This is a genomic window from Rhodococcus koreensis, from assembly GCF_900105905.1.
GTDB classification, from domain to species: Bacteria; Actinomycetota; Actinomycetes; order Mycobacteriales; family Mycobacteriaceae; genus Rhodococcus_F; species Rhodococcus_F koreensis.
In genome coordinates this window covers 202,332-227,761 of sequence record NZ_FNSV01000001.1, presented here as the reverse complement: position 1 = coordinate 227,761, position 25,430 = coordinate 202,332, and the positions used below count along the sequence as shown (strand labels likewise).

Here is a 25,430-nt window from a genome sequence, read left to right as displayed (position 1 = left end):
CGCCCTCACTGGGCACCCACCCACCACCGCGGTTGATGTGTCTCACGGATCTGTGCTCAGAAACGGACAGTTCCGATACGTCCCACAGTGGGACAACTATCAGGCCCGTGTCCTACAGTGGGACACATGAATTCGGTAGAGCGCGCCAGAGGCAGATTTGGCAGCATACGAATTGGCGGCGCGAGAGGCCGCTGCATGGGCGGAAGTTCGCGATCGACTATTAGTAGTAGCCGCGCATTGCTTGCCGGGACGAGTTGGGGCATGTCGGTTCGCGACGCGGCTGACGAGCTCCAGATATCGAAGAGCACGCTGGCGCGGACGGTTTGGAAGGACAACCGTGCGATCAGCAACGAGTTCGGCATGTCTGATCTCGCGCGTGAGCATCAGGATCAGTGTGGATCAAGGTCGGGCTGGGCGGATGCGCGTCACCGGAGGCACAGTGCGCCGCGGGGCTGATTACCGAGTACGAGCGTGACACGATGCTCGATCAGATGCAGCGGGCGCGGATTTCGATCCGACACAGATCCGCGAGGCGGTGTCGAAGTACCCGGGAATCAGCAAACATCGGATTGCCTCGGATGATCGTGATGGCGTACGCGCAGGGTCGCACTCCGGACCTTCGTCATCACGCGGAAGCTGCGGAATGCACGGTCGACGTAGACGGTCGGTGGTGGCCGGCCACCGGGCCCGAGGGAGCCTAGCAGGCGATCAGCCTACAGTCGAGCCCCCGACACCGGACCCCAAGGTGATCCACTCGCCGTTCCCCTCCGGTGTCTCACCGTCCGGTGCCCCAGTAACGGCCATTACTGAGGCACCGCCCCAGTGGAAACACCCACCATCGACTAAAAGCTTGCTTGAGACATCTGGCCCTGCCACGTCGAGATGATCGGCCCCGCGCCGCCCAATAGACCGGCATCTGCAGTGCAAGCAATACCAGCATTGATTGCATTCGAATCGCTTCCGCTTGCAGCTCCACCGCCGCGTCGATTGATGTGTTTCACGGAATCAGTGCGTCGAAACGAACGAATGAAAGAAGACACTGCCGCATAACTATGCAACGCCGTCGACGGGCGCGACGTCGACGGCGCGTGCTTCAACACCGGCGATGGCGTACCGGACGGCGGCGCTACGTCGAAAACGGGGCCTACATACTCGGGCGTGCTTGTCGGACTTGGTCCAGTCCCCGGACAAGCCTCGCATTGGGATCTTCTGTGGCCGCGGGATCCGCACACCACCGAGACACGGCGGATCTCACTTGATTGGGCGTTCTCGCATCTTCCGCATACGTAATGTGACCGGTGCGTGTGGAGTGATCGGTGTTCCCGCCTGAGGTATGAGTTCGGCGACCCGTGTGTCCGGCCCGTTGGCCCCTCCACGGATGGGTGGCCTTGGACGCCGGAATCCAGAAGCCGACACATTGCCTCGGCTAGACCATGACCGACCACATCCGGCAGCACAACCGAGAGTCCTGACGAAATAGATAGCGCGACTTGGGTTCCCGGCTCCACTGCGTCTCCGGCCTCCGGGTCCTGCGCGACGACCATGCCGGCGGCCAGGGAGTTGTCCTGCTCCGTGATGGCGCCGACATCGAGATCCAGGTCGGTCAACGTCGCCCGTGCGGCGTCCAGATGGCGGCCCGTCAGCCGCGGAACCTTGATCGGCGTGGGCACCGGCAGCGGCCGCGGGCCCTCCGGCGCGGGCAGGTCCACCAGAGCCCGGCGCAACGAGATCGCTTCGTCGAACGTGAGTCCGAATCGCTCCACCTGCTCCGGCAGCGGTATCTCAAGCAGCGCCGCGCGCGTCGTCCGCGGCGCGTATCGCGACACCCGGCGGGCAAGATCCGCGGCGTCCCCGGACCAGTCGGCGACACGCGGATTGAGCTTCTTGTCAGTCCTACGAAGTGCCGTTCCGAGCACGTCGGCGATCAGCTGGGTATCGAGCAGGTCGACGGTGTTTCGCGGATAACGGTCAGGACTGTTGATCGACTGCACCATCTCCTGGTGGATGCTCGCCGACAAACGGTTGGCATCACGGATCGACAGCTCCGGCCGCACCCTACCGCCCTCCGAGAATCTTTCGACCAGCTTCTTCTCGTAAACAAGGCGGCCTTTGCTGGAAATGACAGTGCCTAGTGGTGGTTCCTGTTCACAGCTACATACCGAGCGGCCAGTGAGAAAGAGATGATCGGTGTACCTTTCGGCGTCCGGCGCTTTCTCTATCAGATGGATGGTTGCTGCGAGATCGACCGAAGCGGGCGACTCGGAGTCTCGGGTAACACCGGCTTGGGTTCTCGACGTGATCTCGGCGTTGAGGTCACCTGTTCCGGTTGCACATCCCACTCCAGGTACACCTCGCCCTGTTCGTTGTAGCTTTCTATCTTGTAGCCCTTCCCGTCGAAGGTCGTGTCGACCTCGTAGCCGGGAACCGACTCCGGGGAAACTTCACAGTCGCCTTTTGGACTGTGGTGTATTCAAAGTTAAGGCCGTCAATCCTGGTGCGCTCGGTGACCCCCGGGCCGAAGTCGTCGGCTCCCAAGGTCAGCGTGCCGGGTCGCCGTCGGGGTCCGGGTCGGGATCCGGCTCAGGTGAGCCGTTTCGAGGTACGCCTCGACGCAGAACCGCTTTTGATCGGCGGGCCGCGCGACGATGAGCATGAAGTCCTGAATGCCTTCGATCTGGCGTGGACCGTTGACGAAGGTGTTCACCGATTGGTTCATGTGCGGCCGGGCTGGATGAAGAACGCTGCCCGGTTCGTGCCGACGTGGTAGCTGTTGAGCAGCTGATACATGTGGCTCATCTGTGTCGTGTGCGACAGCGTCTCGCGGCTCTCCCGCGCTGCATCGGTTGTTCGAACATTTTCCGTCCTGCGCTCGGAGAGGTCCGTCGTCGTCGATTCCACACCGCCGATAGCCCGACGCCCAAGACCTCCGCAGTGGCGCCGACTGATACCTCGTCCCTCACCTCGTGGGACTGCAGCGTCGTCTGGCCTCTTCTGACGTTCACATCGTCGAGTGACCTGGACATGACTTCACCGGTGTCGGTCACCTGCTCGTACATCTCGCGCTTCTTCGGATCGAAATCGACGAAGTATGGATAGTCTTTGAACTCGATGTCACCGGGTTCCGGCGGTGCAACAACAACTTCGAGCATCGCCCGTAACACGGGTAGGACAAGGTCAAAGCGGCTCCAAGAAACTGACCGAAGTCTGTACCCAAGTTCGCCTCCACCCAGCCGGACCGAGAGACCCGATCCCGAATCTGGATCTCGTCCCCATACGGCTGGTAGCCGGTGACCGAGCAGGACACCTTCAGGTAGCTGATGATGACGCCGTCGATCCCCTGGTCATCGGCTGGGGTTCGTATTCGAACACCGTGACCGACGACCGCCATCGGAGCGGATGGGTCCGGTCGCAGGCGACCCGGTCCATCATGTCCGGGCTGAACGCGATGCGTCGCCACGGTATGTCTATTGGGATTGAAGAGCTTGCGATCGCCATTAGTGCCCCCTACCCGTTAATCATTGCGAGGCTCGGTCCCTGGTCCACGCTGCTTGCCGTCTAGGCGTAGATCACCCTTCTAGACTCCCACCTCGGCCTGATCGAATGGAGGTTTATGTGCAGAATCGAATGCGTTCGGTGTCTGCCCTGCGCGGTCGGAGTGCTGTTCGTCGTCGCTGGCCGCTTTGACGGCCTTGCGTCACGCGAACGCTAGGGTTTGGCACCTTTTGGTGAGTGGACAGTGACGGCTGGAGCGTTAGGGGTGGCGAGCGAGTTCGGGTCGCGTGGACTTGCCCAGGGGTGGACACCGGATCCTTCCGTGCCCCAGTTCTGTACCTCGCGCGTCAGCGCGGCCGCGGTGAGGCCGGTCGCGGTGAGGGTGCCGAGGACGGCGTGCCGGAAGGCCTCCTCGCGGTACATGTAGCGGCCGAGCCAACGATTGAGATCCTTCGGCATTTCCAGCAGGTTGAACCCCGCGTTGCGGAACGGCTCGGCCCACTCCGGTAACGGCTGGCGATTTGCACTGTGGGCGATGAATATGTGGCTCAGGTCCTTGCCCGCGGCACCGCCCTGCAGTTTCCAATATTCCCTACTTTTGCTCTTGAACAGTCGATTCTCCCGAAACCACCGTTTGACCGCCAGCGTCTGCCTCCCGTCTGAGCCCTGAGGACGAGGGCACCTCGGAGCCGAATGCTTGCCAGCTTCCCCGGAGGGCGAGGCGCATGCCTTCGGCAGTCTCGCGCACCGCGACCTCGGCGCTGTTCCACACAGTCACCGGAATGATCCGCTTGATGGCTGGGCCTGCTACGCGGAGGACGCCGCCGGTGGCCATGTCGGTCCCAAGCGTGCGCAGGCTCGGTGCGTCCTCCAGTTCAGGGAACAACCAATGAAACCCGGTCCGCGAGATTGTCCAATAGGCTCCTGATTCGGCTGATGCTATGGCGAAGCCCTGCCAACTCAGCCAGCCGAATCCGCCTGCCGCGGAACCGCCCGCGGAGGTGCCCCCGAACCCCAATGTGACCGCGGCACCTGCCGCGATCCCACCGAGGGCACTGAGCCACCCGATCCCGGCACCAACGACGGTGTAGCCGAAAGGCTTCAGTATCCCCGCACCCTCGTAGTCCTCGGGGTGTTCCACGGCGTCGTAGGCCGAGTAGCCCGCACCGAACACGGCGCCGAGAATGATCGGCACCGCGATGACGGCCGGGATCAACTCACCGGTGGGGTCGAGAAGGTCGACCGGGTCTCCGCCGGCGACCGCATACGGGTCCGCCGAGTTGATGGCGCCCCGCGGATCCCGTTGCAGAAACCGCGCTGTTACCGGGTCGTAGACGCGCCCGCGCATGTCGTACAGGACCGAACCTGTGATCAGGGTGTGACCCGCCCACGTCGGTGGCACATTGGGAGAAGGTTGGGTGTGGTCCCGTCCGGGCCGAGCACGCGGGTGGCACCGAAGGCGCCGTAGTCGTATCGGGTCTGTACCGCGCCAGCGGCATCGGTGACACAAATGAGGCAGGAGTGGGCGTCGGCATGTCCGAAATGGTCGGTGCCGTCGCTGACCAGCACGATCGGATCACCGGATGGTCCAAAGACGGTTTGCCGCCGTGGGATGCCGGCCCGATCACTTTCGGCGACGGCTACACCACCGAAATACGCTGTCCGACGAACTGTGGGGCCACTTGTGCGCTCCACAACTCGTCCGAGCGGGTCGTATGCCTGCCGGAAGATGACCGACCCACCGGCGCTGACCTGTACGAGACGGCCCGCGGCGTCGTAGCGGTAGTCGAATCTCGGGTCGCGGGTGCGACGCCCGTCTGCGTCGTGCACCACCGGGGCGACCACGATGCCGGCCGGTGTGGTGCGCTCGATCGAACTGGGTGCGTGTCGGCGTCCAGGGTAAAACGTTCGATGATCAGGCCTGCGGCGGCAGGGTGCGGGTTTCGTCGATCGCGCCGGCGGCGTTGGCCGTCCAGTTCGTCTCTTCGCCCGGCTGCCCCACAAGGTCCGCGATCCGTGCGAGCTGCTCTGCTGGGCTGGGAGTCGGGCCTGTCGCCACTCCGGCAATCCCGCGGCGTTCCATGGATACCTGGCCGGTTACGTCGTGGTCGTAGACCCGATTGCCGTGTGACACGTCGTCGGTGAGCCGCGCGCGCCGGCGGCCGGTGGCGTCGTGGAGGTAGTGCACGTCGGCGAGAGCGGTTCCATCGGCAGCCAAGTGCCGAACGTCGGTGGTGCGCAGCACGGTGTCGTGGTGCAGCGAAGTTGCGGTTCCGTTGGCCAACTCCCGTCGGTTCAGCTGTTCGCCGCGCGCGAAGCCGTACCGTGCCAGGACCGCACCTGGCGGGTACGTCGTCAATGCGGCGTCTCCGGTCCTCTCCCGCCGGATCTCGGTCACGCGACCGAGCGGGTCCAACAGGTGCCGGTCCACACGCCCGTCGGGGTACCGGAGATCAACATGCCCTGCGGCGTCGTCGTGTTGTGCGTGGGTCCTCCCGCCGGGACCGTCCTCTTCGACCAGCCGGCCCTGCTCGTCCCACCCGAGACCGAGGACCGTGGCCCCTTGCGTCATTCGGACTGGGCGCCCCGGCACCGTCCCGGTGGATGGTCAGGTCGTCCAGGCTGTCGAAGCCGGGTGCGGCGGTCCACCGCGCTCTTGTGATCAGACCGTCCGCTCCTCGATCGAAGGACACCGAGCATCCGCTGGGCGCGGTCTCGGCCTTCACCTCGCCGACCTCGTCGAAATCTCGCACGTCCACACCGGCCACTCCGGCCCGGATCCCGCGACGTGACCAACCGGTCGTACGTACATACGTCACCCCGGCAATCCCCAGCCGGATCGTCTGACCGGCCACACGCGGAACCGTTCACGTGAGGGTTCGACCGGCGGTCGGCCGCGTCGGTGTCCACCGCGTGGGCGAGCGGAGTCGATCTGCGGCGGAGCGCGGGGTCGGACTCTGGGTCGACACCCGGCACGCCGCCGCGTTCCGGGCGCGAACACGATGACGCCGGACGAGCGGACTCCATCACGATCACCGAGACACGGTTCCGGACAGCGCCAGCCTGCTCGATGTTCGACAATCAGGGACAAAGAGGGGCCTGTCCGCCGAGAAGTCGAACGCGGTGACGCTTCCGACACGACAGCGACGAGCCGTGCAGACCATCGACGAACGGGCGCGTCCACCGGTACAACTACGACTCCGCGCCGGCTGCGTGAGACGATCGACGCGTCGGGACCGTGACATGCGAGTACGCGTGCGCGGGCTACCTGCTTGGTGGCGGCAGACACGGCCGGCACGCACCGGGTGGAGGAAACCTGGGATCCTCGGCGCCGCCTCGCTAGCAAGCCGACGATGCGGGAACGACCACGTTCGCCTACGACGACAGGGATCTGCTGACCGGCTCGGTGGATCCCTCCGGGTCATCGTGTTCGCTGCAGTACGACGCAGTCGGTGACCTCATCGGGACCGCGCTGGCGCAGACGATCCGATTGCGCACCGGTGGACACGCGACAGCGGTGGACGGGTCACCTCGTACACGGATCCGGCCGGTGCCGTGACGCGGTGGGATTGGACGATAGACGACCGGTGGTCACGTCGGATCCGGCCGAGTGGCCGTGTGGACGTGCGAGATTTCGACGAGGTCGGCGAGGTGAAGGCCGAGACCGCGCCCAGCGGATGCTCGGTGTCCTTCGATCGAGGAGCGGACGGTCTGATCACAAGAGCGCGGTGGACCGCCGCACCCGGCTTCGACAGCCTGGACGACCTGACCATCCACCGGGACGGTGCGGGCGCCCAGTCCGAATGACGCAAGGGGCCACGGTCCTCGGTCTCGGGTGGGACGAGCAGGGCCGGCTGGTCGAAGAGGACGGTCCCGGCGGGAGGACCCACGCACAACACGACGACGCCGCAGGGCATGTTGATCTCCGGTACCCCGACGGGCGTGTGGACCGGCACCTGTTGGACCCGCTCGGTCGCGTGACCGAGATCCGGCGGGAGAGGACCGGAGACGCCGCATTGACGACGTACCCGCCAGGTGCGGTCCTGGCACGGTACGGCTTCGCGCGCGGCGAACAGCTGAACCGACGGGAGTTGGCCAACGGAACCGCAACTTCGCTGCACCACGACACCGTGCTGCGCACCACCGACGTTCGGCACTTGGCTGCCGATGGAACCGCTCTCGCCGACGTGCACTACCTCCACGACGCCACCGGCCGCCGGCGCGCGCGGCTCACCGACGACGTGTCACACGGCAATCGGGTCTACGACCACGACGTAACCGGCCAGGTATCCATGGAACGCCGCGGGATTGCCGGAGTGGCGACAGGCCCGACTCCCAGCCCAGCAGAGCAGCTCGCACGGATCGCGGACCTTGTGGGGCAGCCGGGCGAAGAGACGAACTGGACGGCCAACGCCGCCGGCGCGATCGACGAAACCCGCACCCCTGCCGCCGCAGGCCTGATCATCGAACGTTTTACCCTGGACGCCGACCACGCACCCAGTTCGATCGAGCGCACCACACCGGCCGGCATCGTGGTCGCCCCGGTGGTGCACGACGCAGACGGGCGTCGCACCCGCGACCCGAGATTCGACTACCGCTACGACGCCGCGGGCCGTCTCGTACAGGTCAGCGCCGGTGGGTCGGTCATCTTCCGGCAGGCATACGACCCGCTCGGACGAGTTGTGGAGCGCACAAGTGGCCCCACAGTTCGTCGGACAGCGTATTTCGGTGGTGTAGCCGTCGCCGAAAGTGATCGGGCCGGCATCCCACGGCGGCAAACCGTCTTTGGACCATCCGGTGATCCGATCGTGCTGGTCAGCGACGGCACCGACCATTTCGGACATGCCGACGCCCACTCCTGCCTCATTTGTGTCACCGATGCCGCTGGCGCGGTACAGACCCGATACGACTACGGCGCCTTCGGTGCCACCCGCGTGCTCGGCCCGGACGGGACCACACCCCAACCTTCTCCCAATGTGCCACCGACGTGGGCGGGTCACACCCTGATCACAGGTTCGGTCCTGTACGACATGCGCGGGCGCGTCTACGACCCGGTAACAGCGCGGTTTCTGCAACGGGATCCGCGGGGCGCCATCAACTCGGCGGACCCGTATGCGGTCGCCGGCGGAGACCCGGTCGACCTTCTCGACCCCACCGGTGAGTTGATCCCGGCCGTCATCGCGGTGCCGATCATTCTCGGCGCCGTGTTCGGTGCGGGCTACTCGGCCTACGACGCCGTGGAACACCCCGAGGACTACGAGGGTGCGGGGATACTGAAGCCTTTCGGCTACACCGTCGTTGGTGCCGGGATCGGGTGGCTCAGTGCCCTCGGTGGGATCGCGGCAGGTGCCGCGGTCACATTGGGGTTCGGGGGCACCTCCGCGGGCGGTTCCGCGGCAGGCGGATTCGGCTGGCTGAGTTGGCAGGGCTTCGCCATAGCATCAGCCGAATCAGGAGCCTATTGGACAATCTCGCGGACCGGGTTTCATTGGTTGTTCCCTGAACTGGAGGACGCACCGAGCCTGCGCACGCTTGGGACCGACATGGCCACCGGCGGCGTCCTCCGCGTAGCAGGCCCAGCCATCAAGCGGATCATTCCGGTGACTGTGTGGAACAGCGCCGAGGTCGCGGTGCGCGAGACTGCCGAAGGCATGCGCCTCGCCCTCCGGGGAAGCTGGCAAGCATTCGGCTCCGAGGTGCCCCTCGTCCTCAGGGCTCAGACGGGGAGGCAGACGCTGGCGGTCAAACGGTGGTTTCGGGAGAATCGACTGTTCAAGAGCAAAAGTAGGGAATATTGGAAACTGCAGGGCGGTGCCGCGGGCAAGGACCTGAGCCACATATTCATCGCCCACAGTGCAAATCGCCAGCCGTTACCGGAGTGGGCCGAGCCGTTCCGCAACGCGGGGTTCAACCTGCTGGAAATGCCGAAGGATCTCAATCGTTGGCTCGGCCGCTACATGTACCGCGAGGAGGCCTTCCGGCACGCCGTCCTCGGCACCCTCACCGCGACCGGCCTCACCGCGGCCGCGCTGACGCGCGAGGTACAGAACTGGGGCACGGAAGGATCCGGTGTCCACCCCTGGGCAAGTCCACGCGACCCGAACTCGCTCGCCACCCCTAACGCTCCAGCCGTCACTGTCCACTCACCAAAAGGTGCCAAACCCTAGCGTTCGCGTGACGCAAGGCCGTCAAAGCGGCCAGCGACGACGAACAGCACTCCGACCGCGCAGGGCAGACACCGAACGCATTCGATTCTGCACATAAACCTCCATTCGATCAGGCCGAGGTGGGAGTCTAGAAGGGTGATCTACGCCTAGACGGCAAGCAGCGTGGACCAGGGACCGAGCCTCGCAATGATTAACGGGTAGGGGGCACTAATGGCGATCGCAAGCTCTTCAATCCCAATAGACATACCGTGGCGACGCATCGCGTTCAGCCCGGACATGATGGACCGGGTCGCCTGCGACCGGACCCATCCGCTCCGATGGCGGTCGTCGGTCACGGTGTTCGAATACGAACCCCCAGCCGATGACCAGGGGATCGACGGCGTCATCATCAGCTACCTGAAGGTGTCCTGCTCGGTCACCGGCTACCAGCCGTATGGGGACGAGATCCAGATTCGGGATCGGGTCTCTCGGTCCGGCTGGGTGGAGGCGAACTTGGGTACAGACTTCGGTCAGTTTCTTGGAGCCGCTTTGACCTTGTCCTACCCGTGTTACGGGGCGATGCTCGAAGTTGTTGTTGCACCGCCGGAACCCGGTGACATCGAGTTCAAAGACTATCCATACTTCGTCGATTTCGATCCGAAGAAGCGCGAGATGTACGAGCAGGTGACCGACACCGGTGAAGTCATGTCCAGGTCACTCGACGATGTGAACGTCAGAAGAGGCCAGACGACGCTGCAGTCCCACGAGGTGAGGGACGAGGTATCAGTCGGCGCCACTGCGGAGGTCTTGGGCGTCGGGCTATCGGGCGGTGTGGAATCGACGACGACGGACCTCTCCGAGCGCAGGACGGAAAATGTTCGAACAACCGATGCAGCGCGGGAGAGCCGCGAGACGCTGTCGCACACGACACAGATGAGCCACATGTATCAGCTGCTCAACAGCTACCACGTCGGCACGAACCGGGCAGCGTTCTTCATCCAGCCCCGGCCGCACATGAACCAATCGGTGAACACCTTCGTCAACGGTCCACGCCAGATCGAAGGCATTCAGGACTTCATGCTCATCGTCGCGCGGCCCGCCGATCAAAAGCGGTTCTGCGTCGAGGCGTACCTCGAAACGGCTCACCTGAGCCGGATCCCGACCCGGACCCCCGACCGGCGACCCGGCACGCTGACCTTGGGAGCCGACGACTTCGGCCCGGGGGTCACCGAGCGCACCAGGATTGACGGCCTTAACTTTGAATACACCACAGTCCAAAAGGCGACTGTGAAGTTTCCCCCGGAGTCGGTTCCCGGCTACGAGGTCGACACGACCTTCGACGGGAAGGGCTACAAGATAGAAAGCTACAACGAACAGGGCGAGGTGTACCTGGAGTGGGATGTGCAACCGGAACAGGTGACCCTCAACGCCGAGATCACGTCGAGAACCCAAGCCGGTGTTACCCGAGACTCCGAGTCGCCCGCTTCGGTCGATCTCGCAGCAACCATCCATCTGATAGAGAAAGCGCCGGACGCCGAAAGGTACACCGATCATCTCTTTCTCACTGGCCGCTCGGTATGTAGCTGTGAACAGGAACCACCACTAGGCACTGTCATTTCCAGCAAAGGCCGCCTTGTTTACGAGAAGAAGCTGGTCGAAAGATTCTCGGAGGGCGGTAGGGTGCGGCCGGAGCTGTCGATCCGTGATGCCAACCGTTTGTCGGCGAGCATCCACCAGGAGATGGTGCAGTCGATCAACAGTCCTGACCGTTATCCGCGAAACACCGTCGACCTGCTCGATACCCAGCTGATCGCCGACGTGCTCGGAACGGCACTTCGTAGGACTGACAAGAAGCTCAATCCGCGTGTCGCCGACTGGTCCGGGGACGCCGCGGATCTTGCCCGCCGGGTGTCGCGATACGCGCCGCGGACGACGCGCGCGGCGCTGCTTGAGATACCGCTGCCGGAGCAGGTGGAGCGATTCGGACTCACGTTCGACGAAGCGATCTCGTTGCGCCGGGCTCTGGTGGACCTGCCCGCGCCGGAGGGCCCGCGGCCGCTGCCGGTGCCCACGCCGATCAAGGTTCCGCGGCTGACGGGCCGCCATCTGGACGCCGCACGGGCGACGTTGACCGACCTGGATCTCGATGTCGGCGCCATCACGGAGCAGGACAACTCCCTGGCCGCCGGCATGGTCGTCGCGCAGGACCCGGAGGCCGGAGACGCAGTGGAGCCGGGAACCCAAGTCGCGCTATCTATTTCGTCAGGACTCTCGGTTGTGCTGCCGGATGTGGTCGGTCATGGTCTAGCCGAGGCAATGTGTCGGCTTCTGGATTCCGGCGTCCAAGGCCACCCATCCGTGGAGGGGCCAACGGGGCCGGACACACGGGTCGCCGAACTCATACCTCAGGCGGGAACACCGATCACTCCACACGCACCGGTCACATTACGTATGCGGAAGATGCGAGAACGCCCAATCAAGTGAGATCCGCCGTGTCTCGGTGGTGTGCGGATCCCGCGGCCACAGAAGATCCCAATGCGAGGCTTGTCCGGGGACTGGACCAAGTCCGACAAGCACGCCCGAGTATGTAGGCCCCGTTTTCGACGTAGCGCCGCCGTCCGGTACGCCATCGCCGGTGTTGAAGCACGCGCCGTCGACGTCGCGCCCGTCGACGGCGTTGCATAGTTATGCGGCAGTGTCTTCTTTCATTCGTTCGTTTCGACGCACTGATTCCGTGAAACACATCAATCGACGCGGCGGTGGAGCTGCAAGCGGAAGCGATTCGAATGCAATCAATGCTGGTATTGCTTGCACTGCAGATGCCGGTCTATTGGGCGGCGCGGGGCCGATCATCTCGACGTGGCAGGGCCAGATGTCTCAAGCAAGCTTTTAGTCGATGGTGGGTGTTTCCACTGGGGCGGTGCCTCAGTAATGGCCGTTACTGGGGCACCGGACGGTGAGACACCGGAGGGGAACGGCGAGTGGATCACCTTGGGGTCCGGTGTCGGGGGCTCGACTGTAGGCTGATCGCCTGCTAGGCTCCCTCGGGCCCGGTGGCCGGCCACCACCGACCGTCTACGTCGACCGTGCATTCCGCAGCTTCCGCGTGATGACGAAGGTCCGGAGTGCGACCCTGCGCGTACGCCATCACGATCATCCGAGGCAACTCGATGTTGCTGATTCCCGGGTACTTCGACACCGCCTCGCGGATCTGTGTCGGGATCGAAATCCGCGCCCGCTGCATCTGATCGAGCATCGTGTCACGCTCGTACTCGGTAATCAGCCCCGCGGCGCACTGTGCCTCCGGTGACGCGCATCCGCCCAGCCCGACCTTGATCCACACCTGATCCTGATGCTCACGCGCGAGATCAGACATGCCGAACTCGTTGCTGATCGCACGGTTGTCCTTCCAAACCGTCCGCGCCAGCGTGCTCTTCGATATCTGGAGCTCGTCAGCCGCGTCGCGAACCGACATGCCCAACTCGTCCCGGCAAGCATGCGCGGCTACTACTAATAGTCGATCGCGAACTTCCGCCCATGCAGCGGCCTCTCGCGCCGCCAATTCGTATGCTGCCAAATCTGCCTCTGCGCGCTCTACCGAATTCATGTGTCCCACTGTAGGACACGGGCCTGATAGTTGTCCCACTGTGGGACGTATCGGAACTGTCCGTTTCTGAGCACAGATCCCGTGAGACACATCAACCGCGGTGGTGGGTGGGTGCCCAGTGAGGGCGATTCGAATGCAATCAATGATGGCATTGCTTGCATTGCAGATGTCGGTCTCGTGCCGGTCCCAAGAAGCGGAATGGCACGCTCAAGAATCCGCGGGGAGCCAACTCGCCAATCGCCAGCACTCCGCGGACAGGAACCCGGTCGAATGGTCCGTGGCTGGCCGCTAGCTAGTAGGGAGCTTCCACTCGATTTGCACGTCGCTTCCGCTCAGGTCTGACTGGTACCCGATTACGGTCGCGGTATTCGGAATATCCAGGGTCGCAAATCCGTCTGCACTCGAGTTCGCGGGGAGGTCGATGAAAGCGTTCTTGCCCGCGCCTGGACACGGGGTCGCGTCTGATGTGGTCAGATTGCGGGTGACCTTCCCGCTGGCGTCGACGTAGTAAAAGTCGGAGGGCCACAGCCATTCTGTGGACGTTTGGTTCCCGATGCTGACAGTGGCCGTCAGCTTTTGCTTGGTGATCTGCGTCCGGTCGGTGGTGTTGTTAGGACATCCCTTCGCCGATAGAGCGGTACCAGTGACCTCAAGAATGAGGGCACCGGACGGGCCGCGGACCGTTGCCGGTTCACCGAGAGCAACCTCGACGGCTCCCCGCTTGTTGAGCGCCGTCCCGTCGTCAGTCGCTGATGTCACGGGCACCGCTTCAGTGTCCGCGGTCGTGCTCGAGTTGCACCCAGTCAACGGCAGGAGTCCCAATACGGCGCCAGCGGCGAACATCTTCCTCATCGCTGAATAGAATCAGACGAATCCGACATGGCAGGCGGCGGGATGGAGCAAACCCACTGGGTCGCAACTAGATCCCATTGTCAATACGCTGCATGAATGAACTTCGTCTTATGCGACGACGCGTTCGAAGGCGACAAAACGCCCCACCCGCGAGACACGGGCGGGGGCCGGTATCGCGCGACTGCGTCGCATCGAGTAAATCGGCACGCGCAGGAGGTTCACGAGGTGGATCCAGCGCTGAAAGTTATCAAACAGTGATGTGTCTCAGAAACCCGTCTCAGGCTGAACTGCTCGATTGCGGGTGTAGGACGTTTCTGGGACAGTAATGTCCCTCGTGAGCGCCGTGGAGTTCCGATTCCTGCTGGCTCTTCCGGTTGGGTGGCGGCACAACGGGTGACCGTGAAGTTGTCTTGTGCGGACACCGATATTGGTTGGAACGGCTCTCCGGCTCGGCGTGGGCTACGCCGGCCAGCACTTCACCGATGTGGCTAAGCTCTACACCCCTTAGTCCAGTCCTGCTCACCCACTACCACCGCTGCGCACCCTCTGCTCGTTCACAGCGGCCCATCTGCCCTCTGGCGCACTGACCTGCACCCAAGCCTGAGAGGAAAATCTCCTTCGAGATGATCCCAGTATTTGTCGGCCATTCGGCTGCGTGACCTGGTTCGATGTCATGAATGACCAGCAAGGAGTACTCGACGTCTGCCCCTGGTCGGTGTCGGTGACCAACACCCACCTTGGTCGTCACCGAGGGGAGAGTCGGTGACCTGCCGGATTATCATTGACAGCCGCGTTGCGGACGTGCTGACCAGCGATAGGGCAGCCCGACCCGGTGGAGTACTAGGCAGCCGGACTAACCCTTCTCGCGAGAAAGACGCCCCACATGTCGAATCCGTACTACCCCCAGCAGCCGAAGCGGCGCCCTCAGGGGCCGCAACCGGGCCAGTTGGGGCAGCCCACGGCAGGTCAGCCACCTAAGCCGCCGAAGAAGCCGTTCACGCCGCCGTGGGCGCCTCGTGAACCTGATGCTCCAAAGCGGAACTGGCCGTGGATCGTCGGTGGCATCTTCGCCGTGCTGATCGTCACCTTGGGTGTCGCCGCGACGATGAACGACTACGATTCGCCTTCGGCCGCGGACGCCGCCCGGAACTCGACGACGGCTCGCCTCACCCCGATAGCCACCCGGACCATGACCCCGGAGGAAATCGCGGCGAACAACGCGCAGCAGGAGGAGATTCGGCGGCAGCAGCAGGAGCAGCAGGCCAAGCGGCAGGCGGCAATTGACGCAGAGAAGGCCCGGCTGGCGGCGATCGAGGCTGCGAAGTGGGATCGGACCACGTACGAGACGCTGGGCGACCGGGATTTCGCCCTGGTGATGAAGAACCCAGATGCGAACAAGGGCAGGAAGCTGGTGGTGTACGGGTATGTGACCCAGTTCGACTCGGTGACGGGCCCGGACCGGTTCAGGGCTGACACGATGGCTGCGCCTCAGGATTACAGCTTCCTGTACGACCACAACACCGTGGTCACCGGGACGGTTCCGCTGTTGGTGAATGTGGTGTCCGGGGACTTCGTGACCATGTATGTCGAGGTTTCTGGCTCGCACACGTACTCGACGACGCTGGGCGGGGAGACGACGGTACCGAAGCTGAATGCGCTGATGCTCGACGTCACCCGAACCAACTAGAACTTCGACCCCAGTAAGCATCGGCCCGCCGTTCGATCTGCTGGGAGGTCCCGGCGAGCAGCTGGCGCCGTTGCAGGGCGGCCCCGTTCAGCGAGACCGGGAATCGGTTGATGGCCGGGCGCCGCCTATTTTGCGGAGTCGTGCAGAGTTCAATCCGGTCTGTGCAATGCGTTGCTGGTGAACAGCTCAGAAAGGTGGCTGGTCAGGAGACAGGCTCCATGGGTCCCATGGGTCGCGGTCTCGACGGAGATGGGCTGCGGCATCGGCGAAGGACTCGTGCAGTTCGCGGGTGAACCGTTCGACCTGTTCGGGTGTCTTGGTCTCTGGATCGACAACTCGGGGGCTCAAATGCCATGAGTGAACTAGATGAACTTTGGATGTGTGAACCCATCCTGGTTCGACCTCAGGCGCCCCGCCGACCTCGACTGGTGTGTACTCGTCGAGTCGCGCCCATGCCTTCTTCGCGATGACACCGTGCAGCATGACAACCTCAAGGTTGGGCAGCATTGACAGAAGTTGAGATAGGGCTCGTGTTGCCGCCAGCTCATCCGCGCGAGTGCGGTCCTTCTTGTTTCCGTACAAGTTGGACCCGTACCAGGGGTAAGCGTTCCAGCTGAGAATGTCGCACGTGTCGATCTTGTATTCGGCGAGGAATGACTTGTGACGCGCGGCGGTCTCATCGGCGTTCTCGACGCACAGCATTCCGGATCCGCGAGGATTCCGGGGGTTCGTCATCGGCCCCGGATCCTGGAAGAGGGCGAGCATACGAGCGTTTGTGCCACCGAAAGTTGGGGCTACGTACGGAATGAACCGGTCAGGGTGTACTCGCCTCAACATGTCGACGAAATGGTTGATGGGCGCGACGTGCGGATCGTATCGCCGGCCCAGCAGATCTCTGGCATATGACTCGTCTGCACACCACTGCACCGGCTCGGCCCTTCCTGTGAAAACCCTGGTCCCGCAGCAATCTAGACTAGGTCGGTCGGCGACTGGCCTGAGCCACGGGAACCTATCATCGACGACTTGCTGCCCCCCGACATGTGAAGTGACACCTCCGATGTCCAATCGGACCAGGTAGTTGTCCACCCGTTGCTGCTGGAATGCCGGATCGGTGTGCCACTTATCCTGGCCATTTGATCGAGGATCGTCGTTCTCGGCGCGTGGCGTGTCATTGGAGTTGTTCACCGGCGGAGGTCCGGTCGGCGCCCTTCTTTGGGTGGGTTGGCGAGGGCGGGACCTGCGGCGATGACAGCGCCGTGAGTGCTGCCACTCTCATCTCGGCTCTGGCCGCGGCCCTTCAGATGCCCAACTTTCAACGGTCTGATCTGCGTGGATCAATGGAAGAGGTGTCGGAACTTATGGAAAACGGCAATCATCTTAGGTGCCTCGACGAGCCCATAGGCACGCTCACCCGCCCCATGGCGGCTTACTTCCGGTTTGTGCGCGGTTGGTGACGAGAATTCCTCTTCCCGCACCGTCTCCCGGGAAACCGCGCCTCAACGCGTTTTCGCTCGTGTCGGACTCACCGAGCCTGATGTGGATTCAGCGATCCGACGGAAAGAACGGTCGATCGGACGCTCGATGACATCCGAAGACCGCGCCGACCAGTTGCTGGCCGAACTGGCCGGAATCCTTGACGATGGCTCCTGAATGGCCGACGGAAGCCCTGACTCGAACGGACGATCCGCATGGACATCAATGAGCGGTTCTACGACGACAGCAACTTTCTGCCGATCGGATCGCCCATGCCACCCCCCAGCACTACCGGTGTACTACTCAACCAGCTGAAACTGGGAAGAGTCGACCGCAAGACGCAATCCGCAGCCATCGCTGAGTGGCTTCGAGATCACACGCCGTCGGCCGGTCTTGTCCGGAGTCTTCGCCGTCGTGGTTTCGGCGACCTCGTCGACGGAGGGAAGGACCCGCAACCATGAGGCGAACGGGCGATCGCGGGTTTGCACAGTGGCACGGGGCATTCGCGAAGGTCACATGTCGTCGACTTTGCGTCCTACACACCGATCAATCAGATCGGCTCGGAGGGGCTGGCCGTCCCCTGACGGATGCTGGGCTTCGACCTCCTCGGTGCACTTTTCCGTGAACATGTCCAGGCGTTGTTGTGGCGACATGTTAGAGGGGAAGAAGAATGCGTACATCAAGGCGCACACCACAAGGAACACGCCTCCTCCAACGACCTTGCCCGTTGTTCGATCGGTAGGTGGCTTCCAACTGGTCGAGATCCACACTCCACCGATAGCGGCAGCGATGTAGATGAGCTGCGCGACCACGCCGACAATGATCGCCGGGGTCGAGTAGCGGTCAATGCCGTGCTCAAGCAGGATGTAGTTCTGAGCGAAGATAAATGGCCAAAACAAGATGTGAAGAACGACCGAGATCGCGAGTAAGACGATCGCGCCGACGAGGATTGCGGCGATTAGCGCTGGCACGCGGCCTCGCCATCCGCAAACGATTCGCGCGTACATCCGTCCGGCACATTCGGCAATCCGAAAATGTGATAGTTGGCACCAACCGTCGAGAACATCGGCCTGGCATTGACGGTCGACGAGCAGGACAAAGACATCAAGGTGCTCAAAGTGTGCTCGCCGCTGCCAAGTAATGAGAGATCACGCGATGCAATGTACGGCATCAATCGCCGAATTCCTCAGTGGGGAAGCAGGTATCGAGAAGCGGCATCGAAAATTCATTCGTCTGAATGACTTGACATTTTCGTGGCTGTCGATCGACAGCCGACTCGCGGGGCACTGAAACGCACTTGTACCGCGCATGTTCTGGTGGGCAACGATTGCTTTCTGCCGGTCTCGTTCGCTCACTACGCCGTGACCGTCTGGGGTTGGAGGCGGTACCTCAAGCCGGAAGCGATCAGGATTCCACGTCTAACGGCTCATCGAGTCGGGGGCGGCTCCTGGCACTGGCGGCACTGATGCGTTGACCCTCAACCTCGGTCGGATGGACCATCACACCGAAGAACCACTCCTGGTTCTGGCAGGCTTCCGACGGAACCAAGCTCCGTCAGGTGCGTCCGCAACCACAGGGTCCGATAAAACAGGCTTCAGATACGGTTTGTTCACCGCGGAAACAACGAGCTCGTTGTCGCGGACCGATCGTATTACGGGGTGCTGGCTCCGGACGAGCAGAGCTCGACCGGGTGTAGTCATTGCAGCTCGAGAAGGTGAGATCGCTATGAGTTCCGGTCCCGGGGCCCTGCCTGACTCCGTCATGGGGCCGCAGCGGCGGCCCGCACTGTCGCCGCGCGAGGTGGAAATTCTTCGTCTGTGGCTGCGCAGCGAATCGAAGAACGTGGCCGCCTCCGAACTGGGAATCAGTTTGGGCACGATCCAAACCCACCTGGCCAGGATCCGGGCGAAGTACGCCGCCGTCGGGCGTCCCGTTGCCGACAAGTCCGGATTGCTGGTCCGGGCGCTGCAGGACGGGCTGGTGTCGCTCGACGAGCTCTGACGCCCAGATCATCTGCTGTTTCAACCGGAATCCGGCGATTGGGCGGTATTCGACGGCTCTGCCGGTGCCTCGTCTACGACCGCGGGGTCCCGATCTGATCATGAAGTCGTGCTGCTCGGGCATTCTCGTGAGCGACGATTGCCTCCTGCCACTCCCGATCGGTCACGGCGAGGTGATCGCGGGCAACTGGAGGCGGAACCCCGAGTTGCGTGGCGATGTGCGCCCACGACGTGCCCGCCTTGAGGGCCTCGATCACCGCTCGGGTGAGGAGATCGTCGGTCTGGACGCCACCGGAGACGGCGTCGGCGCTGTCAGCGTCCACGCGAAGGCTTCCGGCTCTGGCGTGCTCGATGTATGTGGGTTGGGTTTTGCATCCAGAAGACTCTAACGGTCGAAATTGAATAGTGATATAGGGCGCCGGGTGGGTTCGTTGACGCGGCATCTGGTCAGCTGCGCGGGTTCGTGAGGTCAAGTGCGGCTACCCGAAATGCTGATGCAGGGCATGCTCGGGCCGTCTGGTTTGATACCGGCATGACGACACCGACGCCCCAGCCGGGCTGGCATCCCGATCCGGAGGGCAAACCCCAGCTTCGCTGGTGGGACGGGCAGCAATGGACTGCAGCAACCCAGCCGCTTCCTGCGCATCCGGGGACGGTTACCCCGCCACCGAGTGGGTTCGACCCGAGGACCAACGAGAGCAGCAACCCCACCTTCTCGGCGCGGTCGTACCCCGATCTCGCCCGCGATGCGTCCTCCACGTCAGTTCGCAACGGTTTCGGGGTCACCGCCCTCGTTCTGGCCATCGTCGGAGTGGTTTTCGGACTGGTTCCCCTGACCGGGTTCATCGCGCTCATCCTGGGGCTGTTGTCTGTTCTGTTCGGGCTGCTGGGATTTGGTCGAGTCCGGAAGAGGCTCGCGACGAATAAGATCATGACCCTCGCAGGCACAGGACTCGGAGTCGTGGCAGTGGCACTCGGAATCTGGGGGATGACGATCTTTTTCGGTGCCGTCGACGAGTTGGATCAGAAGCTGGACAACCTCGGGGATTCGGCATCCACTGTCACCGGGGAAGCACCCGCACCCGACGCCGAAGCGGCTCCCGGTAGCCGGGAGAACCCGCTGCACCCGGGCCAGGCACTGACCCTGCCGGGATGGGACATCACGATCCATTCCACCACCCGGGACGCGACGGACGCGGTCCTCGCAGAGAACCAGTTCAACGACCCCCCGGTCGCCGGCCGTCAGTTCGTCATGGCGGATGTGTCGGCCACCTACACCGGTGCCGAGACCGGCACTCCGTGGATTGATCTGAACTTCCGGATCCTTGGTTCATCGAACAACGTCTTCGGTAGCGCATCGGCCGATTCCTGCGGCGTTATTCCGAACGCCCTCCGCGACACCGGCGAGTTGTATCCGCGCGGAACATCACGCGGAAACGTCTGTGTCTCCGTGCCCGCGGAGCAGCTCCCCGGTGCCAATTGGATCGTCGAAGCGTCGTTCAGCGGTGACGACGAAGTGTTCGTCTCGTTGGAATGACCAACGCTCACGCGTTCACCACGCGGTCCGGGTTCAGCTGATATGCACAGTTCGATCTACATGCGGGGCCTGTCTTTTCGGGCCCTTCTGGGAGGTTCCGCGCGATTTGACGCGACGACGGGGCCGCTTGTATTTTTCGAGGTGAATCACTTCCTTCCAGAGGGATTCCGCGTCAGGCTCCTCAGTGCACTGGGGAGCCTGACGCATTCCGTACGGGCACTTTTCACGTGAGGTGAGTGGTACCCGGCCTGGAGGTGGCCTCTGGGCTTGAGATGTCGAGCGCGGCCTGAGCGAGTTGGCGGCAGTGTGACGGCTTGTAGGCGGACTGTCGTTTGCGCATCAGGTCGAGATTGAATGCTGCCGCCGCTGCCCGGACATGCTTCGACTTCAGGACCGACCGCAGATCGCGGATGTCGTTGACGGCCAGGCATTGCTCGAAGGCGCCGCCCGACTTGTGACCATGGTCGTCGTCGAACATCGTTCCGCGGGCGGCGAGGAGAACACGGCCCCACTTGCCGGAGGGCAGGTGACGTTTGTCCACGAACATTCGGGCGTGAATCTCACTGTGGTCGTTGTCGGAGACGGCGATGAAGAAGGTCTCCAGCGTAGCCATGGAGATGCAGAAGATTCGGGTGCGGTTGGAGCTGGGGAAACAGCTCACGGTCCAAAAGGTGGCCTCGGTGCGGCGTGGGAACGGAATGCAGGAAGCGGCGTATGTGCTGAGGACCTCGATGATCTCGGCGTAGCGCGGGTGCCGGCGGAGCCGTTGGAAGTCGCCTTCGTGGGCGGCGAGTTGACTGTGACCGAGTTCGACCAGGGCGGACTCGTCGAGCGCATTGATCCCAGCTGGATCATGCAGCCATGCTTGCTGCTCCTGCTCGCTGATCAAGACATCGAGCGTCGAGGGCCCCACATGCCCGCTGGCGTGTTCCCGGTTGCGGACGGTCAGGCCGGCGGTTTGGGCATCGCGGACGAGCCGCCGCTCCATGGTCCGACGTTCCGCTTCATTCCCGGGATGCGGTAGGAAGCGGAAGGTCAGGGCGTCAGGGTGCTTCTTGCGGTGTTGGGGCAGTCGTTCGGCCACATCTTTGCCGATTCCGATATACACGTCATGGTTAACGCACTCGAACACATAGAGACCGCACCGATCGGCGGGATACTCGCTCTTGAACAGCTTCAACCCATCGCGGTCGAAGGGAAACGCGGCGACGCCGAAACCACGACCGATCGCCCACTGTGCCACACACTCGTCACCCGCCCAATCGGCTGAGAGGTCATCGGCAGACAGGTCTGATGGTGGCCTGGACGCAGCGCGCCCTGCGGCAGGAGTGTGAGCCGGCTGGCGGGACAGTAGAGACGTCAATGTCGAAGGCCGCCTCATTTCTTCCGCCGCTCGGAAGCAATCTTCTGCGCTCGTTCGGTCCGCAAGTCGGCTTTGGTGAACTGGTCGAACGGGCCCGAGTCGTCGCGCTCGCCGTTGATCACACCCTGCTTGCGGAGCCGGTTGGAGACCGTCTGTAACGACAGTCCGGAAGCGTCCGCAATCTGATCCCACGACCACCCTTCGAGGTAGACTCCCTTCAGGAGCGGGTCGATGTCGGCCTCCACTTTGGCAAGTTCGGCTCGCAACTCGCGCCGGCGGGCCCCGATTTCGGCCAGCTGATCCAGTCTTTTGCGGTCAATCCGCTTGCGCGTGGTCATCGCTATAACTTAGACGAGGCCCTCAGCATGTAGAGGAATGATCAGGCGCATGTATATCGCGTGAATGACACTGAGCCGAAGAGTAATTGAGTGTATGAGTTCTCCACACGTCCTTCGAGCAGCCGACATTCAGTCGGTCTACATGCGTGCGAGGCCGTGCTTCGGCTTCGGCCATTCGGGGGCATCTTTCAGGTACGCCGGACGTCAGTCATGTCCCAGCCTTCCAGGCTGACGACGTTCGCCGTACTGAGATAGACGACGTCCATATCGCCAACCTCGCTTCTTCGCAGCGGCGGCGGCCCGCTCGTCCGCTTCGATCTCGGCGTCGATGGACGCCATCAGAGGGCGAAGGCTCGCGGGTGGTTCGAGGGACCGAAATCTCTCGCTCGCGGCCCTCGATCGCTTGATGCAGCGGCCGTGCACGTATGCGAGAACGCAGGAGATGAGACAGCAGAAGTAACCTCCCCCCACCAACCACCAGTTCGATTGATGCCCGATGAAGAGCTCGAGCAGCGTAAGGATCATTAAGCTGACGGTGAGGATCGCGAATAACAGGATCCACCTCAGGATCTTGTGGGCCTTGTCCTGCCAGTGCCCGCTCTCGGAGTGATGGAACTTCAAATTCAAGGCGTGAACTTCGAGGTCCCGCTGGAACTTCTCGGCTCCGAAAATAAGCCGTTCCCAATGATCGTCGTCATCGTGCATGGTGTTTCCTTCGGCGTGTGCCTGCGGGAGCCCTGTCGAGGCCCGCTGTGCCGTGATGACAGTGCGGGCCTCGACGTGGTCTGAGCCGACTGTGGCTACTCGAGCGAGGCGTCGACTTCGGCGGCGGCTGCCTCGACGACCGTGAGCAGGTCGGATACGAAGCTGTTGTCGTTCGATGCTTCCGGTACGAAGCGATCGAAGATGTCGTGGGCGATATGGTTCGCCCGCTGGCGGGTGGAACCGGACCCGTACAGGTCGTAGCTGCGTTCCCACTCCGGCTGAGCCGCGGTAGATAACCGTCCGCTGATCGGAGCGTTCAGCCCGCGGGCCACGCCCTGCGCGAGTTGGTTGACGATGGCGGTGTGTTCGGCGTCGTCCGGGCGGTGGCCGTTCCAGCCCCGCGGCGATTCGAGCTGACGGTAGAGCTCCTCCTTGACGAACTCCCGCAGCTCCGCCGACGGCCGGAGGGTGTCGTATTGATCGTCACTGGCCTCGGCGAAGCGTTTGTTGAGCGCCTTGATCCGTGTCCAATGTTCCCGGGCGACAGCACGCGATGTTTTCAGTCCGAGGATCGCGTCCCAGCGGTGGTGGAACTTCTCGACGGCAGCAACGACGGCCTGATGAAGCTCGTCCTTACGGTAGATCGGCCGGGCCGGGCCCAGGTCGGGTCGTTCGCCGGTCTTCTCGATCACGTCGAGGAGCTTGCGGAAGGACTTGATCGTGAAGAGGCCTTCACGGTCGCTGGGGTCGAGCGGTTTGTCGATGCGTGAGAGGTAGACCGTGGCGTTGTCGAGTCGCCGGCGAAGTGCCTGCTCGTCCCGCTGATGGAGATCGGTACGGATGGCGGCCAGCAGGTTGTTGGCGCTGCCGCGCACGTGATCGGCCCGGTCTCTCGGGGTGGCGAGGTTGTCGCCGGTGACCTCGTCGAAGTGGGTGAAGCAGAACACGAGCTTGTCGACGTTGCCGGAGATGAGAATCGACCGGATCGCGGCGGCGGGAGCGGCCTGCATCGGTTGGGCGGCGTTGTCGACCAGCAGTACCACGTCGACGGTGTTGATGCGTTCCGACACCGCCATCGACAGGGCCGCCGCTGACGTCGGGGTGTGACCGAGGCCTTCCCCGTCGATGAGGACCAGCGGGGGGACTGCACCATCGTTCCAGGCGGGCGCGAACGGTCCGGCCACGCGGATGCCGTCCACCAGAGGGGAGAGCAGGTGCCCGAACAGGGGCGCATAGTTTGAGGAGAAGCGGTTGACGGCCCGCAGGAACGCGGTTCGGTCGTCGCTCTTCCAGGTCCAGCTCAGCGGCCAGCCGTTGTCGCCCCGGTCGACCTGACCGATCGACAGCGCACGAAACCGCTTGTCGATCTCGAGGAGCAGCGCATCGGTGATCTGATCGAATCGTGGATCTGCCCTGAGCAGACGATCCAACTCCTCCTCGAGCAGGTCCTTCAGTTCCTTTTCCTCGTCGACGCCGTCAACGCCGAGTTCGCGTCGTGCAGTATCGCTGTGTGTTGCGACAAGCGTCTGCAGCGTGTCGATGGCTTGATCGACGACAGCCTCCGTTTCGGCGAGGTCGATCGTGGGGAGTGCTTGCGGGTCGGCGCCGAAGGTCTCGGATCCGGCATCGGTCAATGCTGGGCCGGGCTCGTCGAAGATATCGAAGGGGTCGTTCTCGACCACATCCTCCTCCTGATCGGAAGCGGGCTCCTGGCGCCGGCCCAGAACATAGCTGAAGCGGAACCGTTGCTGCTCGTGATCGAGGAGGTGCTCGCGGACCCGAGAGCGGTCGAGCCCGTTGAGGATCGACACTGCCGCACGGCTCGCACATTCTTCGAGGTGGCGGACGACTTCGTCGCGGGAAAAGAACGTGATGACGGCCTGGAAGGGGCCGGGAGCGAGCACGATCTCGGTGTCCGACACGGTGGTCTTCGCGGTGGAAGTGGACGGGAATCGGTCGTTGTCCGGATCGGTGCCGAGCAGTTGGCGAACGACGGTGGTCTTGCCGGCGCCGGTGGTCCCGAGCAGCAGGATCTGCCGATAGCCGTCATCTCGGGTGGGCAGGGGGAGATAGTTCTCGCGAACCGCGGCGGTATGTCCGGATAGGGCCATGTGGCTCTCCTGAGGGAGTAGGGGTAGAGGGGTCTTGTCAGCTCGAGGCCAGCGTTCCGTGTGCCGGCGGGGGAGCGGCGCTCCTGCGTACGGTCGAAATTACCTGGCGTGGACGGTAA

At 63.3% G+C, this 25,430-nt stretch carries 23 protein-coding genes and 1 pseudogene; 9 read left to right on the top strand and 15 right to left on the bottom strand.

Features of this window, described 5'->3' with window-relative positions; all coding sequences use genetic code 11:
- Positions 1–842: 842 nt before the first annotated feature.
- On the bottom strand, positions 843–2,339 hold the full coding sequence (locus tag BLV94_RS00965; protein ID WP_143051289.1) for a PASTA domain-containing protein: 1,497 nt from the start codon (positions 2,337–2,339) through the stop codon (positions 843–845).
- Between the two features lie 245 nt (positions 2,340–2,584).
- Here BLV94_RS00965 and BLV94_RS48265 point away from each other — a divergent pair, with 245 nt between their 5' ends.
- Positions 2,585–2,767 (top strand): hypothetical protein, encoded by a 183-nt coding sequence (locus BLV94_RS48265; RefSeq protein WP_143051288.1) that lies wholly within the window; start codon positions 2,585–2,587, stop codon positions 2,765–2,767.
- A 25-nt stretch (positions 2,768–2,792) separates the two neighbouring features.
- Here BLV94_RS48265 and BLV94_RS00955 read toward each other — a convergent pair whose 3' ends face one another.
- From BLV94_RS00955 to BLV94_RS49185, 4 genes are all read right to left on the bottom strand, one after another.
- Positions 2,793–3,149, bottom strand: coding sequence for a hypothetical protein (locus BLV94_RS00955; RefSeq protein WP_074933470.1), 357 nt, complete (start codon positions 3,147–3,149; stop codon positions 2,793–2,795).
- 556 nt (positions 3,150–3,705) lie between these two features.
- Positions 3,706–3,951: a hypothetical protein gene (locus BLV94_RS00945; protein ID WP_074933467.1), complete on the bottom strand. Its 246-nt coding sequence runs from the start codon at positions 3,949–3,951 to the stop codon at positions 3,706–3,708.
- Between the two features lie 133 nt (positions 3,952–4,084).
- On the bottom strand, positions 4,085–4,894 hold the full coding sequence (locus tag BLV94_RS00940) for an RHS repeat-associated core domain-containing protein (protein ID WP_074933463.1): 810 nt from the start codon (positions 4,892–4,894) through the stop codon (positions 4,085–4,087).
- Between the two features lie 513 nt (positions 4,895–5,407).
- Complete coding sequence (locus BLV94_RS49185; RefSeq protein WP_074933458.1) at positions 5,408–6,064, bottom strand: hypothetical protein; 657 nt, start codon at positions 6,062–6,064, stop codon at positions 5,408–5,410.
- A 1,046-nt stretch (positions 6,065–7,110) separates the two neighbouring features.
- Here BLV94_RS49185 and BLV94_RS47590 point away from each other — a divergent pair.
- The 3 genes from BLV94_RS47590 (at position 7,111) to BLV94_RS00905 (ending at position 12,122) form a co-directional block, all read left to right on the top strand.
- The gene (locus tag BLV94_RS47590; protein WP_074933455.1) at positions 7,111–7,299 is read left to right on the top strand and encodes a hypothetical protein; all 189 of its coding nucleotides are present in this window, start codon (positions 7,111–7,113) and stop codon (positions 7,297–7,299) included.
- Positions 7,296–9,659: an RHS repeat domain-containing protein gene (locus BLV94_RS00915; RefSeq protein ID WP_074933452.1), complete on the top strand. Its 2,364-nt coding sequence runs from the start codon at positions 7,296–7,298 to the stop codon at positions 9,657–9,659. Before BLV94_RS47590 ends, BLV94_RS00915 begins: the two co-directional genes overlap by 4 nt.
- A gap of 210 nt (positions 9,660–9,869) precedes the next feature.
- On the top strand, positions 9,870–12,122 hold the full coding sequence (locus BLV94_RS00905) for a PASTA domain-containing protein (RefSeq protein ID WP_083395389.1): 2,253 nt from the start codon (positions 9,870–9,872) through the stop codon (positions 12,120–12,122).
- A gap of 550 nt (positions 12,123–12,672) precedes the next feature.
- On the opposite strand, the gene BLV94_RS50170 is transcribed toward BLV94_RS00905, so the two are convergent.
- From BLV94_RS50170 to BLV94_RS00895, 3 genes and pseudogenes are all read right to left on the bottom strand, one after another.
- A complete protein-coding gene (locus BLV94_RS50170; protein WP_244163387.1) occupies positions 12,673–13,014 on the bottom strand; it encodes a hypothetical protein in 342 nt (113 codons plus the stop codon).
- A gap of 51 nt (positions 13,015–13,065) precedes the next feature.
- Positions 13,066–13,245 (bottom strand): annotated as a pseudogene (locus BLV94_RS51935) (hypothetical protein); the annotation flags it as partial.
- Positions 13,246–13,533: 288 nt separating this feature from the next.
- A complete protein-coding gene (locus BLV94_RS00895) occupies positions 13,534–14,097 on the bottom strand; it encodes a hypothetical protein (RefSeq protein WP_072948836.1) in 564 nt (187 codons plus the stop codon).
- Between the two features lie 883 nt (positions 14,098–14,980).
- Here BLV94_RS00895 and BLV94_RS00890 point away from each other — a divergent pair.
- Complete coding sequence (locus BLV94_RS00890; protein WP_143051274.1) at positions 14,981–15,784, top strand: hypothetical protein; 804 nt, start codon at positions 14,981–14,983, stop codon at positions 15,782–15,784.
- A 186-nt stretch (positions 15,785–15,970) separates the two neighbouring features.
- Here BLV94_RS00890 and BLV94_RS00885 read toward each other — a convergent pair whose 3' ends face one another.
- Positions 15,971–16,549 carry a uracil-DNA glycosylase gene (locus BLV94_RS00885; RefSeq protein WP_072948832.1) on the bottom strand — a complete coding sequence of 193 codons (579 nt, stop codon included), beginning with the start codon at positions 16,547–16,549 and terminating at the stop codon, positions 15,971–15,973.
- Positions 16,550–17,472: 923 nt separating this feature from the next.
- Here BLV94_RS00885 and BLV94_RS00880 point away from each other — a divergent pair.
- Positions 17,473–17,718, top strand: a complete 246-nt coding sequence (locus BLV94_RS00880; protein ID WP_072948830.1) for a hypothetical protein — start codon at positions 17,473–17,475, stop codon at positions 17,716–17,718.
- A 51-nt stretch (positions 17,719–17,769) separates the two neighbouring features.
- On the opposite strand, the gene BLV94_RS00875 is transcribed toward BLV94_RS00880, so the two are convergent.
- On the bottom strand, positions 17,770–18,228 hold the full coding sequence (locus BLV94_RS00875) for a hypothetical protein (RefSeq protein ID WP_072948829.1): 459 nt from the start codon (positions 18,226–18,228) through the stop codon (positions 17,770–17,772).
- A gap of 72 nt (positions 18,229–18,300) precedes the next feature.
- On the opposite strand from BLV94_RS00875, the gene BLV94_RS48260 reads away from it, so the two are divergent.
- Together BLV94_RS48260 and BLV94_RS00870 are read left to right on the top strand one after the other, a co-directional pair.
- On the top strand, positions 18,301–18,498 hold the full coding sequence (locus tag BLV94_RS48260) for a hypothetical protein (protein WP_143051273.1): 198 nt from the start codon (positions 18,301–18,303) through the stop codon (positions 18,496–18,498).
- Positions 18,499–18,982: 484 nt separating this feature from the next.
- On the top strand, positions 18,983–19,258 hold the full coding sequence (locus BLV94_RS00870) for a response regulator transcription factor (RefSeq protein WP_072948827.1): 276 nt from the start codon (positions 18,983–18,985) through the stop codon (positions 19,256–19,258).
- A 73-nt stretch (positions 19,259–19,331) separates the two neighbouring features.
- Here BLV94_RS00870 and BLV94_RS00865 read toward each other — a convergent pair whose 3' ends face one another.
- A complete protein-coding gene (locus BLV94_RS00865; RefSeq protein WP_072948825.1) occupies positions 19,332–19,580 on the bottom strand; it encodes a hypothetical protein in 249 nt (82 codons plus the stop codon).
- 209 nt (positions 19,581–19,789) lie between these two features.
- Here BLV94_RS00865 and BLV94_RS00860 point away from each other — a divergent pair, with 209 nt between their 5' ends.
- Positions 19,790–20,794, top strand: a complete 1,005-nt coding sequence (locus tag BLV94_RS00860) for a DUF2510 domain-containing protein (RefSeq protein ID WP_072948823.1) — start codon at positions 19,790–19,792, stop codon at positions 20,792–20,794.
- A 223-nt stretch (positions 20,795–21,017) separates the two neighbouring features.
- Here BLV94_RS00860 and BLV94_RS00855 read toward each other — a convergent pair whose 3' ends face one another.
- The 4 genes from BLV94_RS00855 to BLV94_RS00840 form a co-directional block, all read right to left on the bottom strand.
- Entirely contained in the window at positions 21,018–22,175 is a 1,158-nt protein-coding gene (locus BLV94_RS00855; protein WP_167372083.1) for a hypothetical protein, read from the bottom strand.
- Positions 22,172–22,495, bottom strand: a complete 324-nt coding sequence (locus tag BLV94_RS00850; RefSeq protein ID WP_072948819.1) for a hypothetical protein — start codon at positions 22,493–22,495, stop codon at positions 22,172–22,174. The genes BLV94_RS00855 and BLV94_RS00850 overlap by 4 nt, the downstream gene beginning before the upstream one ends.
- Before the next feature lie 204 nt (positions 22,496–22,699).
- Positions 22,700–23,200 (bottom strand): hypothetical protein, encoded by a 501-nt coding sequence (locus BLV94_RS00845; RefSeq protein ID WP_072948818.1) that lies wholly within the window; start codon positions 23,198–23,200, stop codon positions 22,700–22,702.
- 95 nt (positions 23,201–23,295) lie between these two features.
- Positions 23,296–25,311 (bottom strand): hypothetical protein, encoded by a 2,016-nt coding sequence (locus BLV94_RS00840; RefSeq protein WP_072948816.1) that lies wholly within the window; start codon positions 25,309–25,311, stop codon positions 23,296–23,298.
- Positions 25,312–25,430: the final 119 nt, after the last annotated feature.

What these genes read in the sequence shown, in the direction of transcription:
- BLV94_RS00955 (WP_074933470.1), bottom strand. Translation starts at nt 3,149, where the DNA reads ATGCTCGAAGTTGTTGTTGCACCGCCGGAACCCGGTGACATCGAGTTC.
- BLV94_RS00945 (WP_074933467.1), bottom strand. Translation starts at nt 3,951, where the DNA reads ATGCCGAAGGATCTCAATCGTTGGCTCGGCCGCTACATGTACCGCGAG.
- BLV94_RS49185 (WP_074933458.1), bottom strand. Translation starts at nt 6,064, where the DNA reads ATGACGCAAGGGGCCACGGTCCTCGGTCTCGGGTGGGACGAGCAGGGC.
- BLV94_RS00915 (WP_074933452.1), top strand. Translation starts at nt 7,296, where the DNA reads ATGACGCAAGGGGCCACGGTCCTCGGTCTCGGGTGGGACGAGCAGGGC.
- BLV94_RS00905 (WP_083395389.1), top strand. Translation starts at nt 9,870, where the DNA reads ATGGCGATCGCAAGCTCTTCAATCCCAATAGACATACCGTGGCGACGC.
- BLV94_RS50170 (WP_244163387.1), bottom strand. Translation starts at nt 13,014, where the DNA reads ATGTCTGATCTCGCGCGTGAGCATCAGGATCAGGTGTGGATCAAGGTC.
- BLV94_RS00895 (WP_072948836.1), bottom strand. Translation starts at nt 14,097, where the DNA reads ATGAGGAAGATGTTCGCCGCTGGCGCCGTATTGGGACTCCTGCCGTTG.
- BLV94_RS00890 (WP_143051274.1), top strand. Translation starts at nt 14,981, where the DNA reads ATGTCGAATCCGTACTACCCCCAGCAGCCGAAGCGGCGCCCTCAGGGG.
- BLV94_RS00885 (WP_072948832.1), bottom strand. Translation starts at nt 16,549, where the DNA reads ATGCTCGCCCTCTTCCAGGATCCGGGGCCGATGACGAACCCCCGGAAT.
- BLV94_RS00880 (WP_072948830.1), top strand. Translation starts at nt 17,473, where the DNA reads ATGGACATCAATGAGCGGTTCTACGACGACAGCAACTTTCTGCCGATC.
- BLV94_RS00870 (WP_072948827.1), top strand. Translation starts at nt 18,983, where the DNA reads ATGAGTTCCGGTCCCGGGGCCCTGCCTGACTCCGTCATGGGGCCGCAG.
- BLV94_RS00860 (WP_072948823.1), top strand. Translation starts at nt 19,790, where the DNA reads ATGACGACACCGACGCCCCAGCCGGGCTGGCATCCCGATCCGGAGGGC.
- BLV94_RS00855 (WP_167372083.1), bottom strand. Translation starts at nt 22,175, where the DNA reads ATGAGGCGGCCTTCGACATTGACGTCTCTACTGTCCCGCCAGCCGGCT.
- BLV94_RS00850 (WP_072948819.1), bottom strand. Translation starts at nt 22,495, where the DNA reads ATGACCACGCGCAAGCGGATTGACCGCAAAAGACTGGATCAGCTGGCC.
- BLV94_RS00845 (WP_072948818.1), bottom strand. Translation starts at nt 23,200, where the DNA reads ATGCACGATGACGACGATCATTGGGAACGGCTTATTTTCGGAGCCGAG.
- BLV94_RS00840 (WP_072948816.1), bottom strand. Translation starts at nt 25,311, where the DNA reads ATGGCCCTATCCGGACATACCGCCGCGGTTCGCGAGAACTATCTCCCC.